The sequence below is a fragment of the Frondihabitans sp. 762G35 genome, assembly GCF_002074055.1.
Lineage (GTDB): Bacteria > Actinomycetota > Actinomycetes > Actinomycetales > Microbacteriaceae > Frondihabitans.
Genome location: NZ_CP014619.1, coordinates 866,045 through 882,824 on the forward strand (window position 1 = coordinate 866,045; position 16,780 = coordinate 882,824).

Annotated in this window: 8 protein-coding genes and 1 pseudogene; 6 read left to right on the forward strand and 3 right to left on the reverse strand. The window is 71.1% G+C overall.

The genetic code is table 11. The features are described from left to right. Positions 1-26: 26 nt before the first annotated feature. Positions 27-3,224, forward strand: a complete 3,198-nt coding sequence (locus AS850_RS04350; RefSeq protein WP_236940817.1) for an ATP-dependent helicase — start codon at positions 27-29, stop codon at positions 3,222-3,224. Continuing rightward, complete coding sequence (locus AS850_RS04355; protein WP_236940818.1) at positions 3,221-6,451, forward strand: ATP-dependent DNA helicase; 3,231 nt, start codon at positions 3,221-3,223, stop codon at positions 6,449-6,451. The genes AS850_RS04350 and AS850_RS04355 overlap by 4 nt, the downstream gene beginning before the upstream one ends. 51 nt (positions 6,452-6,502) lie before the next feature. On the opposite strand, the gene AS850_RS04360 is transcribed toward AS850_RS04355, so the two are convergent. Next, entirely contained in the window at positions 6,503-7,504 is a 1,002-nt protein-coding gene (locus AS850_RS04360) for a phosphotransferase (protein ID WP_119868025.1), read from the reverse strand. Between the two features lie 73 nt (positions 7,505-7,577). Here AS850_RS04360 and nudC point away from each other — a divergent pair, with 73 nt between their 5' ends. After that, on the forward strand, positions 7,578-8,534 hold the full coding sequence (nudC, locus tag AS850_RS04365) for an NAD(+) diphosphatase (protein WP_119868026.1): 957 nt from the start codon (positions 7,578-7,580) through the stop codon (positions 8,532-8,534). Position 8,535: 1 nt separating this feature from the next. Next, a complete protein-coding gene (locus AS850_RS04370; RefSeq protein ID WP_119868027.1) occupies positions 8,536-10,248 on the forward strand; it encodes an ATP-dependent helicase in 1,713 nt (570 codons plus the stop codon). Positions 10,249-10,273: 25 nt separating this feature from the next. Here the strand turns inward: AS850_RS04370 and AS850_RS17000 are convergent. After that, positions 10,274-10,990, reverse strand: a pseudogene (locus AS850_RS17000) (hypothetical protein); the annotation flags it as partial. A 61-nt stretch (positions 10,991-11,051) separates the two neighbouring features. Beyond that, positions 11,052-12,416 carry a zinc-dependent metalloprotease gene (locus tag AS850_RS04380; protein ID WP_119868029.1) on the reverse strand — a complete coding sequence of 455 codons (1,365 nt, stop codon included), beginning with the start codon at positions 12,414-12,416 and terminating at the stop codon, positions 11,052-11,054. Between the two features lie 127 nt (positions 12,417-12,543). On the opposite strand from AS850_RS04380, the gene AS850_RS04385 reads away from it, so the two are divergent. Then, positions 12,544-13,671, forward strand: coding sequence for a YlbL family protein (locus AS850_RS04385; protein WP_119868030.1), 1,128 nt, complete (start codon positions 12,544-12,546; stop codon positions 13,669-13,671). Between the two features lie 109 nt (positions 13,672-13,780). Beyond that, the gene (locus AS850_RS04390) at positions 13,781-16,759 is read left to right on the forward strand and encodes a UPF0182 family membrane protein (RefSeq protein WP_236940819.1); all 2,979 of its coding nucleotides are present in this window, start codon (positions 13,781-13,783) and stop codon (positions 16,757-16,759) included. The last annotated feature ends 21 nt before the right edge of the window (positions 16,760-16,780 follow it).

The following is a 16,780-nucleotide window of genomic DNA, read 5'->3' on the forward strand; positions in this document are numbered from 1 at the left end:
CGGAAGCACCCGATAGCGTCGTCGACGTGGCTCAGACAGCATCCTCCCCGTCCTCGCGACCGGGGTTCCTCCCCGTCCCCGGGCGACCCGGTGCGCATCCGGGTGTGCGCGACTCCGACGCCGGCCTCGACCCGTCGCAGCTGCGGGTCCTGGCTCTCGCCGACGGCGAGTGCGCCGCGGTCATCGGTGCTCCGGGTTCCGGCAAGACCGCCGCTCTCGTGGAGTTCGTCGTCGATCGCGTGCACCGCGAGGGATGGGGCCCGTCGTCGATCCTGGCGCTCGCGCCGACCCGGTCGACCGCCACGCGGCTCCGCGACGTCCTGGCGGCTCGTCTCGACGTGCCGACGCCCGGTCCTCTCGCTCGAACCGTCGCCTCGCTGGCCTTCGACGTCGTCGGTCACGCGGCCCGGGTGGCCCTCAGCGGCCCGCCCACCCTCCTCACCGGCGGCGAGCAGGACTCCATCATCCGAGCCCTGCTCGACGGTCACGTCGAGGAGGGCACCGGTCCCGAGTGGCCGGAGAAGCTCGGTCCGTCGGTGCGCGCCCTCCGCGGGTTCCGGACCGAGCTCCGCGAGCTCCTCATGCGGGCGACCGAGCACGGCGTCGACGCCGACGGCCTGCGACGCCTCGGCCGGCAGACCGACCGTCCCGAGTGGGTCGCCGCCGCCGACTTCTCCGACGAGTACCACCGGGTCGTCGACGACCTCGGCTCTCGCGCCCTCGACGCCGCCGAGCTGGTCGACTACGCCGTCGCGGCGCTCGACCGCGGTGAGACGGCCCCCGTGGTCGACGGGCTGCGGGTCGTGGTCGTCGACGACGCCCAGGAGGCGACCGAGTCGACCCTGTCGCTCCTGCGCGCCCTCGTCCGCCGCGGCGTCGCGGTCGTCGCGTTCGGCGACCCCGATCTCGCCACCAACGCGTTCCGCGGGGGCTCGCCCGACGTCCTCGGCCGCCTCGCGCAGCGACTCGGCATCGAAGCCGTCACGACGATCCATCTCGAGAGCGTGCATCGGCACGCTCCCCGCGTGCGCGCGCTCGTGTCGAGCATCACCGATCGCATCGGGACGGCGGGGGCGGGTCGACAGCACGCCGCGCGATCCGACGTCGCCGACGATCCGACGGTACCGCCCCTCTGGCGGATCGAATCCGACACCCCGGCCCACGAGATCGCCGCCGTCGGGCGGGCGCTCCGCGAACACCACCTCTTCTCGGGCGTGCCGTGGTCGCGCATGCTCGTCGTCGTCCGCAACGGTGCCCTGGTGCCGTCCGTCGCGCGATCGCTCCAGGTGCACGAGGTGCCCACGCGCACCCCCGTGGCAGGCCGGGCCGTCCGCGACGAGTACGGCGCGCGCCACCTCCTGCTCGCCGCCTCCGTCGCGACCGGCAGGCAGGAGCTCGCGGCCGACGTCGTCTCCGAGCTGCTCTCCGGCCCGCTCGCCGGCTTCGACGCCCTCTCCCTCCGCCGCCTCCGCCTCGCGATCCGCGCCGAGGAGCTCGCCGCGGGAGGGACGCGGTCGGCCGATGCCCTGCTCGTCGAGGCGCTCTCCGGCCCGGGCCGGTTCGCCACCATCGACTCCCGGTTCGCCGCGCGCGCCGGGCGGTTCGCGACCAGCCTCGACAGCGCCCGCGCGGAGGCGGTCGCCGGCGGGAGCATCGAGGAGGTCCTCTGGGGGCTCTGGGAGCGCAGCGGACTCGCTCGCGACTGGAGCGAGCAGTCCCGCGGCCACGGCATCCTGGCGGCCGAGGCCGACCGGCACCTCGACGGAGTGGTGGCCCTGTTCACGGCGGCCAAGCGGTTCGTCGAGCGGAGCCCGGAGGCCGACGCCCGGTCCTTCCTCGATCAGATGCTCGGCGCCGACGTGCCCGAGGACACCCTCTCGCCGCAGGCCCTGTCCGACTCCGTGCTCGTGACGACGCCGTCCGGAGCCATCGGGCTCGAGGTCGACGTCGTCGCCGTCGTCCGCCTACAGGACGGCATCTGGCCGAACCTCCGCGTCCGCGGCGGTCTGCTCGAGCCGGACGGACTCGTGGAGGCGGCGCAGGAGGCGCAGGAGGTGCTCGGTTCCGACGGAGACACCGTCACCTCCGTCGCCGACTCGGTCGATCGGCGCGCGGGCGTCCTCTCCGACGAGCTGCGCATGTTCGCCCTGGCCACCTCGCGCGCCACCCGGCAGGTGATCCTGTCCGCGACGGTCAACGACGACGAGGCGCCGTCGATGTTCCTCCGGCTCCTCCCGGCCGACCTCCCCGCAGCCGACGTCCGGCCACCGCTGTCGCTCCGCGGCCTGGTCGGCCACCTCCGACACGCCGCCGTCGCCGACCCGTCGGCGACTCGACGCGACGAGGCCGCCTCGGCGCTCGCCCGGCTCGCGACGGAGGAGGTCGCCGGAGCCTCGCCCGACGAGTGGTACGGCCTCCTGGCCCCGTCGACGGAGGAGCCCCTCGTCGACCTCACCGACCCGGAGGCCCGGGTCGCCGTGTCGCCCTCGCAGATCGGCAGCTTCGAGGAGTGCCCGCTGCACTGGTTCATCGACCGCTTCGGCGGCTCCGCCCCGAGTTCCGCGATGGGCCTCGGAACCGTCATCCACGACGCGATGGAGCACGCCGTCGACATCGATCCGGTGTCCCTCTGGGCGAGCGTCGAGGCGCGCTGGGGCGAGCTCGAGTTCGAGTCGGCCTGGATGTCCGAGGCCGAGAGGAAGCGCGCGCGCACCATGACCGACGCCCTCGCCTCCTACCTGCGCGACTTCGTCCAGGCTCAGGGCGAATTGCTCGGGGCCGAGTCGAGCTTCCAGGTCGACGTCGGACAGGCGCTCCTCCGCGGCACCGTCGACCGCGTCGAGGGTCGAGCCGACGGAGCCGTCGTCATCGTCGACCTCAAGACCGGCAAATCCGTCCCCACCGTCGCCGAGGGGGCGACCAACCCGCAGCTCGCCAGCTACCAGCTCGCGCTCGCCGAGGGCGGCCTCGAAGCGGCTCCGAGCGACTCGGCGAGAGGCGGGGCGAAGCTCCTCTTCGTGGCCAAGGGCACCCGGGGCAAGCCCTACTCCGAGCGGTGGCAGGAGGCTTTCGGCGACGACGATCTCGACGCCTTCCGCCAGCGGGTCCGCGGCGACGCGGCAGGGATGGCCGACCGCGTCTTCCTCGCGCGGGTCGACGACCACTGCACCGGTCGCTTCGGGGGATCCTGCTCCATCCACGTCGTCGGAGAGGTGACCCAGTGACCGGTATCCGCTATTCGGCGCTCGACGTGGCCGCGCGCCTCGAGCTGCCGCCGCCCACCCTCGAGCAGCAGCGCGTGATCGAGGCGCCGCTCGCGCCCGCCCTCGTCGTCGCGGGCGCCGGGAGCGGGAAGACCGAGACGATGGCGGGCCGGGTCGTCTGGCTCCTGGCGAACGGTCTCGTGACCGTTCCGCAGGTCCTCGGTCTCACCTTCACCCGCAAGGCGGCCGGCGAGCTCGCCAAGCGCATCGAGAAGCGCATCCTGCTGCTCGGCGAGAAGGGCCTCCTCGACACGGAGCTCGACCCGTTCGACGCCCCGACGGTGTCGACCTACAACGCTTTCGCCAACACCATCTTCCGCGACAACGCGCTCCTCGTGGGTCGCGAGAGCGAGTCGCAGGTGCTCGGCGAGGCGTCCGCGTGGCAGCTCGCGCGCTCCCTCGTCGTGGCGAGCTCCGACGAGCGTCTCGCGGGTCTGGGTCGGTCCGTCGACTCGCTCACCGAGGCCGTCATCGCGCTGAGCCACGCCCTCGGCGAGAACGTGGCCGAGGCGTCGCGCGTCGAGACCATGGCCGAGAGGTTCCTCGACCTGGCGTCCCTCCCGTCCGCCAAGGGCTCGTCCTACCTCAGCGTCACGACGGCGACCGCCGCCGTCGCCGCCCTGCCGCCCCTCCTCGACCTCGCCGAGCGGTTCGCGCTCGAGAAGGAGCGCCGCGGCTTCGTGGAGTTCTCCGACCAGGTCGCCCTGGCGCTGCGCGTCTGCGAGACGCAGCCCGGCGTGCTGGAGGAGCACCGGGAGCGGTTCCGCGTCGTCCTGCTCGACGAATACCAAGACACCAGCGTCGTGCAGACGCGACTGCTCGCCCGCCTCTTCGCCGGGACGGGTGTCATGGCCGTCGGCGATCCGCACCAGTCGATCTACGGGTTCCGCGGGGCCAGCGCCGCGAACCTGGGCCGGTTCCCCGACGACTTCGGTGCCGCATCCGGCTCGACGTTCACCCTGTCGACGAGCTGGCGGAACCCGGTCCGGGTGCTCGACGCGGCCAACACGGTGGTCGACGAGCTCTCGCGGGCCTCGAAGGTCGAGGTCGGGCGTCTCCGGCCCCGCGACGGCGCACCCGAGGGAGCAGTCGAGGTCGCGTTCGGCGAGACCCTCGTCGACGAGGCCGACCAGGTCGCGCTCTGGTTCCGCCGCGCGCTGGAGGTCCCCGACGCCGACGGCGAGAAGCGCACCGCCGCTCTCCTCTTCCGCTCGAAGGCGACGCTGCCGGCCTTCGTCGAGGCTTTCACGCGGGCCGGAGTGCCCCATCACGTCCTCGGCGTGGGCGGGCTGCTCCGGCGCCCCGAGATCGTCGACCTGGTGAGCTGCCTTCGGGTCCTGCACGACCCCTCCGCCGGCTCCGAGCTGATCCGGCTGCTCGCCGGCGCGCGGTGGCGCGTGGGCGTCAAAGACATCGCCGTGCTCCGCCGGGTGGCGTCGTGGCTCTTCGCCCACGATCACGCGCAGAAGAAGCTCCCCGACGACGTGACAGATCGTTTCCGGTCATCGGTGTCTCCGGGCGAGCACGGATCGATCGTCGACGCCCTCGACTTCGTCGGCACCGCACCGACCTCGCACACCCAGTTGGAGGGCTTCACCTCCGAGGGCCTCGCCCGGATGCGCCGGCTCGCGCGTCAGCTCGCCTTCCTCCGCAACCGGATCGGGCTCGACCTCGTCGACCTGGTCGCCCTGGTCACGCAGGAGATGCTGCTCGACGTCGAGGTCGCGGCCGCGTCGGGGAGCCTCCACGGAGGCGGCTACCTCCAGGCGTTCGAAGACGAACTCGCCGGCTACGTGGCGACCGACGAATCGGCCAGCCTGGCCGGATTCCTCTCCTGGCTGGCCGCGGCCGAGCGCCGAGACGACCTCGGGCCGCGCTCGGACGCGAGCGAGCGCGGTGTCGTCCAGCTCCTGACGGTCCACGGCTCCAAGGGCCTCGAGTGGCAGATCGTCGGCGTCCCCCGGCTCGTCGAGGGCGAGCTCCCGGGTACCTCGCGCGAGGGGCGGGGCTGGCTCTCCTTCGGTCAGCTCCCGTTCGAGTTCCGCGGCGATGCGGGCGAGCTTCCCGTGCTCCCGTGGCGCGGCGTCGACGACCAGAAGGAATTCGACCAGGGGCTCAAGGTCTTCGAGGCCGAGCTCAAGGAGCGTCACCTGCAGGAGGAGCGCCGTCTCGCCTACGTCGCGATGACCAGGGCGCAGGACGACCTCCTGCTCTCGGGGTCCTTCTGGGCCACGCAGACGAAGCCGCGCAACCCCAGTCCCTACCTCGTGGAGCTGGTCGAAGCGGGGATCGTCCCGCAGGAGGCCCTGCCCGACGCCCCCGACTCCGACGAGAACCCCCTGGCCGAACTCTCCCGGACGCTCACCTGGCCGTTCGACCCGCTGGGCAAGCGCCGCGCGGCCGTGGAGAGCGCCGCCGAGGCCGTGCGCCGGGCTCCCGCCGACGCCGGCCGCTGGACGGGCGACCTCGAGCTCCTGCTCCGCGAGCGTGCGGCCGGGCGGGAGCGGGCCTCCCTCGTCGGGCTGCCGCAGCGCATCCCGGCGTCTCGGTTCAGGGACTTCGTGAACGATCCCGCGGCGGTCGCCCAGGCTCTCCGTCGGCCGCTTCCCGAGCGGCCCTACCGCGCGACGCGGTTGGGGACCCTCTTCCACTCCTGGGTCGAGGAGCGCTACCGACCGACCGGTCGCGGCGAGATGCTCGATGCCGGAGCCTTCGACCTCGACGTCGACCCGGAGGAGGGGCCGCAGCAGCGGGTCGCCGCCGACGCCCCCGTCGACGCCGACGACGCCCGGAGGCTCGCCGACCTCCAGGCGACGTTCGAGAGGTCGGAGTGGGCCGAGAGGGAGCCCGTCGACGTCGAGCTCGAGATCCACCTGCCCCTGGGCACGCGCACCGTCATCTGCAAGATCGACGCCGTCTTCGAGCGCGAGGGCCGGTTCCAGGTCGTCGACTGGAAGACGGGCAAGGCGCCGCGCGATGCCGCCGACCTCGCTCAGAAGCAGCTCCAGCTCGCGCTCTACCGCGAGGCGTACTCGGCCTACCGCGGGATCGACGCGGAATCCATCGACGCCTGCTTCTACTTCGTCGCCGACGACGAGGTGCTCGAACCCGACCGCGTCAGCGACCGCGACGAGCTGGAGCGGCTGTGGGCGGCCGTCGAGAGCGGCTCCGCGGGCCGGCCGGCCTAGCCGGGCTGGCTTCGCCCGGCTGGGTCGGCCTGGCTTGCCGGGTCAGCCCGGCTAGCCGTGCCGCCGCTCGGTCGCCGAGAGGAGGTCCTCCACGCCGTCGAGGTCGAGGGCCTCCGTCGTGCCCACCACGAGCGGGCGCTCGTCGTGGTGCTGCACAGCGTCGACGAGGCGCGACATCATGGCCACGGCGTCGTCGACGACCTGGGTGTTCTTGGTGTGCGTACCGTGCAGCAGGTACCTGGCCAGATCGAGCTCGTGATAGAGCGTGGCCCGGTGCCGGAGCTGGCGATCGCTCGTGCCGCGCGCTGCGCTGTACGCGTCGAAGACGGCGTCGACGCTGTCGGGCGTCGGCGCTCCGAGAACCCAGGCGAGGTCGCGCGCCGGGTCGCCGATCTGGAGATCGTGCCAGCCGAGCAGCCCCGAGATCCGGTCGTCCTCCACCAGGAACGACGACGCCTCGAGCGACCCGTTGATGACCGTGGGCTGGAACTGCCAGAGCAGGGAATCCTGGATGGCGGTCTCCCAGCGCTCCAGCAGCGCCGCGGGCAGGAGCCCCGTGGCGGCCGCCCGGTCGACGACGCTCGCGGAGGAGCGCATCGCCTCGAAGGGAGTGTGGCTCGTGAGACCCGCGTCGGTGACGAAGCTGGTCGGCAGCGAGTGGATCGCGGCGACGGCCGCGCCCACCGACGACGGGAGCCCCGTGCCCGCGAGGACCGCGGAGGCCTCGAGCGGTGCTCCTGCGACGTAGTCGTAGACGATCGCGCGCGTCTGCGCGATGGGGGCCTGGCCCCGGTAGGTGGGGACCTCGAACGAGAGGCGGCCGCGCACTCCGGCACTCAGGGAGCGGATCGCGACGAGGTCGGCGGACTGCTGCGCTTCGGCACGCTGGGTGCGGGGAACGCGGATGACCCACTGCTCACCGGCGGCCCCTGAGAGACGTGCGGAGTCGTAGTCGCCCGCGCCGAGGGAGCCGTGCGGACCGACCGCGCGGACATCGAGGTCGGCTACGGCGGCCGTTGCCAACGCGGCTAGAGTTAGGTGGGTTCTGGCCATGCCCTCAGGGTAGGTCGCTCCAGGCGGCTTCGTGCCGCGCGCCACGCTGTTACCCAAGACGATTGGTGGTCGGATGCCTGCACTTCCGTCCGAAAGGGACGCGCAGTCCTCCTTCACCTCGAAGCTCCCCCTCTCCCGGCACCAGGTCGATCGCGACTACCTCACCCGGGAGCGCGACGACCTCTTCTCCGAGCTGCTGGCCGACGAGGCCACGCGCATCCTGCCCGTCTGGCAGGGTCGCGCGCTGTTCCACACCGAGACCCAGCTCCGGCTGGTGGCACCCGACGAGGTGCCGGCCGAGGCCGAGCTGATCTACCTGGGCCGCTCCGTCGTGTCGGAGGGGCAGGAGCCGGCCGGCACGCCGTTCCTGGCCGCCATCCTCACCGACGAGCAGGCCGAGCAGGTCGCCTCGGCCGACGACTGGGGCAACCTGCGCATGTTCGCCACGGGTCTCAGCGCCCGCGACGCCGGTCTCGCCACCGAGGCCATCGCCGTCGCCAACTGGCACGCCTCCCACCGCTACTCGCCCCGCACCGGGCGTCCGCTCCGTTCCGCCAAGGGCGGCTGGGTTCGGCAGGAGCAGGAGGACGGTCACGAGATCTTCCCGCGCACCGACCCGGCGATCATCGTCGGAGTGACCGACGCCGACGACCGACTCCTGCTCGGCTCGAACGCGATGTGGGACACCAACCGCTACTCGCTCCTCGCCGGCTTCGTGGAGCCGGGGGAGTCGCTCGAGCAGGCCGTCGAGCGTGAGATCTTCGAGGAATCGGGCATCCACGTGACGAATCCGGTCTACCTCGGCTCGCAGCCGTGGCCGTTCCCGGCGTCGCTCATGATCGGCTTCCGCGCGACCGTCGACGCCACGGACCCGGGGAGCCTCACCCCCGACGGCGCGGAGATCGTCGACCTGCGCTGGTTCACCCGCGAGGAACTCGCCTCGGCCGGCGACACCGTCATCCTGCCGGGCCGATCGTCGATCGCGCGCGCGATCATCGAGGACTGGTACGGCGCCGAGCTCGAGGACTGACGTGGAGGCCGCCGATCTCATCGCGGGCCTCGACGATCAGCAGCGCCTCGCCGCCGAGACGCTCCTCGGTCCGGTCTGCCTGCTCGCCGGCGCGGGCACGGGCAAGACCCGGGCGATCACCCACCGCATCGCCTACGGCGTCGCGAGCGGCGTCTACGCTCCCGGCCGCGTGATGGCCCTCACCTTCACCTCGCGGGCCGCCGCCGAGCTCCGCGGGCGACTCCGCGGGCTCGGTGCCGGGGGAGTCTCCGCGCGGACCTTCCACGCCGCCGCGCTCTCGCAGCTGTCGTTCTTCTGGCCACAGACCATGGGCGGCACGATGCCGCGCCTACTCGACAGCAAGGCGAAGCTGCTCGCTCACGCGGCCGAGAGCCTGCGTCTCCGACTCGACACGGCCAGCCTTCGCGATCTGTCGGCCGAGATCGAGTGGCGGAAGGTCTCCCGGTTGACCTACGAGGAGTACGCCGCCGCGCTGCCGCGTCGGAGCCTCCCGCAGAGCGTCTCGCCCGAGCAGGCCCTCGACCTGCATCGCGCGTACGAGGACCTGAAGGACCAGCGGCGGCAGCTCGACTTCGAGGACGTCCTCCTCGCGACGGCCGGGATGCTGGAACTGGAGCCGCGCGTCGCCCAGCAGGTGCGCGAGCAGTACCGCTTCTTCGTGGTCGACGAGTACCAGGACGTCTCGCCCCTCCAGCAGGATCTCCTCGACCTGTGGCTCGGCGACCGGAACGACCTCTGCGTGGTGGGCGACGCGAGCCAGACCATCTACTCGTTCGCCGGCGCGTCGGCCGAGTACCTCCTGGGCTTCGGCACGCGCTACGAGAACGCCACGGTCCTCCGCCTCGAGCAGAACTACCGCTCGGCCACCCCGATCGTCGAGACGGCGAACGAGCTGATGCGCGGGCGACCGGGGGCCCTGCACCTGCACCCGGCCACGGCCGCCCCCGGGCCCCGACCCCGCGTCGTCGACCACCACACGGACTCGTCGGAGGCGCGGGCCGTCGCGGAGAGCATCGCCGAGGAGATCCGACAGGGGGCCGCCCCCGAGAGCATCGCGGTGCTCTTCCGCGTCAACGTCCAGGCGGCGCTTCTCGAGCGCGCCCTCGAGGACGTCGGAGTGTCGACCCGCCTGCACGGCTCGACCCGCTTCTTCGACCTCCGCGAGGTGAAGCAGGCGCTGATGATGCTCAAGGGAGCCGCCGTCAGCATCGTGGGCGAACCCCTCTTCAAGTCGGTCAGCGACGTCCTGCGCTCGCTGGGCTGGACGCAGGAGCCGCCGGAGCAGCGCGGTGCGGTCCGGGAGAAGTGGGAGTCGCTCAACGCCCTGATGAGCCTGGCCGAGGCGGCGGGACCCGAGACGACCCTCCGAGCCTTCGTCGAGGAGCTCTTCGCGCGCCAGGCCGGTCAACACGAACCGACCATGTCGGCCGTGACCCTCGCCACCCTCCACTCGGCGAAGGGCCTCGAGTGGCGGAGCGTCTACATCGTCGGGCTCAGCGAGGGGCTGATGCCCATCAGCTACGCGCAGACCTTCGAGGCGGTCGACGAGGAGCGGCGACTGCTCTACGTCGGGATCACGCGAGCGCGAGAACATCTTCAGCTCTCCTGGAGCCACGCGGGACAGGGTCGCGGAGGCTCGGACCGGCGACCCAGCCGGTTCCTGGAAGAGCTGCGCATCCGCACGAGGGATGCGGTCGGCTCACCGTCGAGGTGACGCGTCCCGTCTCGTGGTCGACGGTGTCGATCACGGCGTCGCGGACGGGGTCGCCGGGCGGGTCGAGCAGCCGGTCGCGGATGCGCCGGGCGGCCCGCGCGGCGACGTCGGCGACGACGACGGGCCCCTCGACGGTCGGCCTCCGCCCCCAGAGCTGACCCGCGATCACGCCCCAGCCGGGATCGACCTCCGAGCGGTGGAGGTCGAGGCAGTGCGCGCAGGCCGTCGCCCCGGGAACGACGACGGGCCCCACGCGCGTCGACCGATCTCCCATCACGACGCAGAGGTGGGGGACGTCCCGTCGGAGCCAGGCCCCGGTCACCTGCGGATCGTGGACGTGGTGGGAGACCGCGACGCCGAGGACGGGTGGGGGACGGACGGCCACCGACTCCGCGTCGACCCGCTCGGGGGAGAGTCCGCAGCCGACGAGCATCGCCACGATCGCGTCGAGGAGCGGCGAGGAGCCCGTGACGGCGATGCGGGAGGCGGCCGGCGGCTCCTGCGAGACGAGAGCGGGAGCGACGGCGTCGACGAGCGTGGACGCCTCCTCCTCGCTGCAGCGCGCGCGGTCGGCGAGCACGCCCAGACCGGCCCTGCCGTGGCCCGACGCGATCGCGGCCACGAGTCGCTCCTGGGTCGCGGAAAGGCCCGAGAGGACGACGACGGCCCGGTCGACGCCGATCTGCAGCGTGTGCGGATCGCGCCAGACGAGGGGGAGACGGGGATCGAAACGGATGTCCATGCCCCGAGGATGCCGGAGACCGGACGGAGCCCGCAGAAGTTGTCCACAGGCTCCTGCGGTGTCAGTGCTCGGGCTCCTCGGCCGTGCCGTCGTCGGCCTCGCGGGGTCGGTCGTCGCCGACGTCGTTCAGGAGGTCCTCGATGGCACGGTCGACGTCGTCGAGCGCGGGTTCCGTCGACGTGAGGCGGGCGACGAGGGCCTTCGGGTCGTCGATGTCGTCGCTGCCGGGGACGATGTCGGGGTGGGCCCAGAGCGCATCGCGGGCCTCGGCTCCGACGGCCTCGGTGATCGTCTGCCACATCGCGGCGGCCTCGCGGAGGCGCCGAGGGCGCAGCTCGAGGCCGACGAGCGTGGCGAACGCCGACTCGGCGGGGCCTCCTGCCGCGCGACGACGGCGGACCATCTCGGCGATGGCGGTCGACTTGGGGAGGCGCGCTGTCGCCTGCGCGGTGACCACGTCGACCCAGCCCTCGATGAGGGCGAGGGTCGTCTCGAGACGGCCGAGCGCGGCGAGCTGCTCGTCGGTCTTCGGCGGGATGAGGGCACCGCTGGCCATGGCCTCGCGGAGCTGGTCCGGGTTCGCGGGGTCGAAGTCGACCGCGAGCTCCTCGAGCCTCGACGTGTCGATCGAGATGCCCTGGGCGAACTCGCGGATCGAGGAGATGAGGTGGAGTCGCAGCCATCGGGCGTGCCGGAAGAGGCGGGCGTGGGCGAGCTCGCGCACGGCGAGGTAGAGCTGGACCTGGTCGGCCTCGACGTCGAGCCCCTCGCCGAACGCGGCGACGTTCTGGGGGATGAGGGCCGCCTGCTGGTCGTCGAGCAGGGGGATGCCCACGTCGCCGCCCGAGACGACCTCGGTCGAGAGCTGGCCGACGACCTGGCCGAGCTGCATGGCGAACAGGGCGCCTCCGACGCTGCGCATGACCTGGCTGGCGCCCTTGAGCATGTCGCGCATCTCCTCGGGAGCCTGCTCGCCCAGGACGCCGGTCAGGGAGTCGGCGATGGAGTCGGCGACCGGCTCCGCGAGCTGGCTCCACACGGGCATGGAGGCGGTGGCCCACTCGGCGCGCGTCATCAGACGGGGCTCGACGGTCAGCTCCGCCACGAACGTGACGTCGTCGAGCCAGAGGGCCGCCACGTGGAACGCCTGCTCCAGCGAGCTCACCTGGGCGGGCTGCGTCGCGACGGCGGACTGGCTCGCGATACCGGTGGCCTGCTCGGTGGCGAGCGACCAGTCGATGCCCTCTCCCGATCGGTTGACGGCCGCCTGGAGCTGGCTCATCAGACGGGCCATGAACGCCGGGTCGTTCGGCAGGCCGGCCGCGCCGACGAGCTTCGACGGATCGATCTCGGAGTCGCCCGAGAGGAACTGCCGCAGCATGTCGCGGAACTCGTCTTCCGGGCCGGGCTGCGAATCATCAGACATGGCAACTACGCTAGCCGGTGGCCACTCGAACAGTCTGGGTTTCCACCGCTTCTCGGGGCTCGGCCACTGCGCCCACGGCGAACACGCCCCGTTGCGACCGCTCCAGCCCATCGAAGGAAGAACCGAGTTGGCCTATTTCGCCGCCCCCGAGGCTCCGGAACCCGCCCCCGTCCGGCGTCGAGGACGCCTCGGTCTGGGCTTGATCGGAGTCGCCCTCGTCCTGGGCGTCGTGCTGTCGCTGCTCCCCGCGCCGTACCTCATCGAGCAGCCGGGGCCGGTCTTCAACACCCTCGGCTCGAACGACTTCGACGGCAAGCCCACGCCGCTCATCACGGTCGACGGCCACGAGACCTATCCCACGACGGGAACGCTCGATCTCCTGACCGTCAGCGTCGTCGGAAACCAGACCCAGAGGCCGAGCTGGGCAGAGATCGTCGGCGCCTGGTTCGATCCCAGCAAGGCCGTCATCCCGGTCGAGGCGATCTACCCCACGGGTGTCTCGAACAAGCAGGTCGACCAGCAGAACACCCTCGACATGCAGCAGAGCCAGAAGTCCGCGATCACCGCGGCGCTCGCCCACGAGGGCTACGACGTCGGCACCGACATCGCGGTCAGTGCGGTCGAGAAGGGGAGCCCCGCCGACGGCAAGCTCGAGAAGGGCGACCAGATCGTCAGCATCAACGGGACGAAGCTGACGCAGAACAGCGATGTCGATTCCCTGCGGGCGATCATCGCCGACAACGGCGCCGCACCCGCGACCGTGGTCGTCGATCGTGCCGCGTCCGGCGGCGGCGCCTCGACGCTCGTCACGGAGCGGATCACCCCGGTGGAGCAGCAGGGCACCTTCCTCCTCGGCATCGGAGCGACCGTCGACTACTCGTTCCCCTTCACGGTGACCCTCAAACTCGCCGACGTGGGCGGTCCGAGCGCGGGCATGATGTTCGCGCTCGGTGTCATCGACAAGACGACGCCCGGTTCGCTCAACGGCGGCAAGCGCGTGGCCGGCACCGGAACCATCTCGGCCGACGGCGCCGTCGGGGCCATCGGCGGCATCCGCCAGAAGATGTACGGCGCGCGAGCGGCAGGAGCGACGGTGTTCCTGGCACCGTCGGCCAACTGCGACGAGGTCACCGGTCACGTCCCCGCCGGCCTCGACGTCTACGCGGTGAGCACTCTCGACCAGTCGGTGACGGCGCTCGAGACGATTTCGGCCAAGGGCGACACCGGCAAGCTGCCGACCTGCCCGGCGGGCTGACGTCCACCCGCTCCAGGGCTTATCCACAGCCTCGAGGAACCCGGGCTCGGCGTGGAGGTTGGCCCCATAGGATGGCCGTTCAACCTCTCCACCAGCCAGGAGCAGCCTCTTGACTTCCTCTGCATCAGCCTCCTCCGGCACGGCTCGCGCCGGTCGGAGGTCGCCCCGCGTTCCCGTCCTGATCACGATCGGCATCCTCGCCGCTCTCGTCATCCTCTTCTTCATCTTCGCGGGGCTCGCGACCGACTACCTCTGGTACCAGCAGCTGGGGTTCACCGGCGTCATCATGACCCAGTGGGTGACCGGCACCGCACTGTTCTTCATCGGGTTCCTCGGTATGGCGGTCCCGGTCTACGCGAGCATCGACATCGCGTTCCGCTTCCGTCCCGTCTACGCGAAGCTCAACTCGCAGCTCGACCGCTACCAGCAGGTCATCGAGCCGCTCCGCCGGACCGTGATGTTCGGCATGTCCGCCGTCCTCGGCCTCTTCGGCGGCATCGCCGCCTCGAGCCGCTGGTCCGTCGTGCTGCAGTGGCTCAACCGCACCCCGTTCGGCAAGACCGACCCGCAGTTCCACCTCGACATCGGGTTCTACGTCTTCTCGCTGCCCTTCTACCAGGGCGTCGTCGCCTTCGCGTCGGCCGTGATCCTCCTGTCGGCCATCGCCGCGCTCGCGACGAGCTACCTCTACGGAGCACTGCGCTTCTCGGGTCGCGAGGTGCGCATCTCCCGCGTCGCGCGGATCCAGATCGCCGTCACCGCCGCCATCTACATCGCGCTCCAGGCCGTCAGCCTGTGGCTCGACCAGTACGCCACCCTCACCGACGGCTCGAACAAGCTCCTGACGGGTGCCACCTACACCGACGTCTTCGCGGGCATCCCGGCCAAGCAGATCCTCGCTTTCGCCGCCGCGGTCGTCGCTCTCCTCTTCATCGTGACGGCGATCGTCGGCCGCTGGCGTCTTCCGATCATCGGTACCGCTCTCCTGATCGTGATCAGCCTCCTCATCGGCGCCGTCTACCCCTGGATCGTCCAGCGCTTCCAGGTCGACCCGTCGGTCAAGAGCGTGGAGTCGACCTACATCCAGCGCAACATCAACGCGACTCGAGACGCCTACGGCGTCGCCTCCGTCAAGGAGACGAACTACGACGCCAAGGTGACCGCCACGCAGGGCGCCCTCGCCAACGATGCGACGACGACGGAGAACATCCGCATCATCGACCCGGCGCTCGTCACCGACGCCTTCGCGCAGCTCCAGCAGTACCGCCAGTACTACTCGTTCCCCGACAAGCTCGACGTCGACCGCTACAACATCGACGGCAAGGTGCAGGACGTCGTCATCTCCGTCCGCGAGCTGAACCAGCAGGGCCTCGGGTCGTCCAACACCCCCTACAACTCCACCTTCGTCTACACGCACGGCTACGGCGTGGTCGCGGCCTACGGCAATCAGCGGTCGGCGGACGGCCAGCCGGTCTTCCTCGAGTCCGGCATCCCGGTCAAGGGGTCGCTCGGCAGCGGAAGCGACTACGAGCCGCGGATCTACTTCGGCGAGTCCAGCCCGCAGTACTCCATCGTGGGCGGCAACGGCGACAACAAGGTCGAGCTCGACTACCCGTCGGGCACCGACTCGAACAACAACAACGCGACGACGACCTACAGCGGCGACGGCGGGCCCAAGCTCGACAACACGTTCAAGAAGCTGATCTACGCGATCAAGTTCCAGTCGGAGCAGATCTTCCTCTCGGACGCCGTCAACTCGAAGTCGCAGATCCTCTACGACCGCGACCCCGCCACGCGGGTCCAGAAGGTCGCTCCCTACCTCACGCTCGACAGCGACCCCTACCCCGCCGTCGTCGACGGCAAGGTGGTCTGGATCATCGACGGCTACACGGCGTCGGACAACTACCCGTACTCGGCCCAGCGCAGCCTCTCGCAGACCATCGCCGACACCTACACGCAGGCCCCGGCGTACGCGACCGATCAGGTCAACTACATCCGGAACTCCGTCAAGGCCACCGTCGACGCGTACTCCGGCAAGGTGACGCTCTACGCGTGGGACAAGAGCGACCCCATCCTGCAGACCTGGCAGAAGGTCTTCCCGTCGACCGTCGAGCCGATGTCCGACATGAGCGGGACCCTGCTGAGCCACGTCCGCTACCCCGAAGACCTGTTCAAGATGCAGCGCGAGATCCTGGCGACCTATCACGTCACCGATCCGGGCTCGTTCTACAACGGCGACGACGCGTGGACGACGCCGAACGAGCCGACCAAGTCGACGGGCGACACGGCTCTGCAGCCGCCCTACTACCTGACGATGAAGCTCCCCGAGCAGGACGCCGCGTTCCAGCTCTACACGACCTTCATCCCGCAGCAGACGGGCCAGTCCAACCCGCGGAACGTCCTCACGGGCTATCTCGCCGCGAACTCCGACGCGGGCACGACGAAGGGCACCATCTCGCCGGACTACGGCAAGCTGACGCTCCTCACCCTGCCGAAGACCGACAATGTGCCCGGCCCCGGCCAGGTGCAGGCGAACTTCAATGCCGACACGACGGTCGCGAACGAGCTCAACATCCTCTCCCGCGGTGGCGACACGCAGGTCAAGCGTGGCAACCTGCTCACCCTGCCCGTCGGTGGAGGCCTGCTCTATGTCCAGCCGGTCTACATCCAGTCGACGTCGAACACGTCCTACCCGATCCTGCAGAAGATCCTCGTCTCGTTCGGTGACAAGATCGCGTTCGAGGACACCCTGAAGGCCGCCCTCGACGATCTCTTCGGAGGGAACTCGGGTGCGCCGACCGGAGACGCCGGTCTCGGTAGCGGCAGCGGCAGCGGCTCCGGCGGAAGCGGGACGGGCAGCGGCTCGGGAACGGGCACGCCGACGACCGGTACCGGCTCGGGCAGCGGATCGACGGGTTCCGGCTCGACCGGAACGCAGAGCACCGCGCTCAAGACGGCTCTCTCGCAGGCGCAGACGGCCCTCGCCGACCGCAAGGCCGCCTATGCGAAGAACGACCTCGTCGCGGCCGCCCAGGCCGACGCCGACCTCCAGAAGGCGCTCGAAGCGGCCGTTAAGGCCTCGCAGTAGAGCCGAGACGGCCTCGATTAG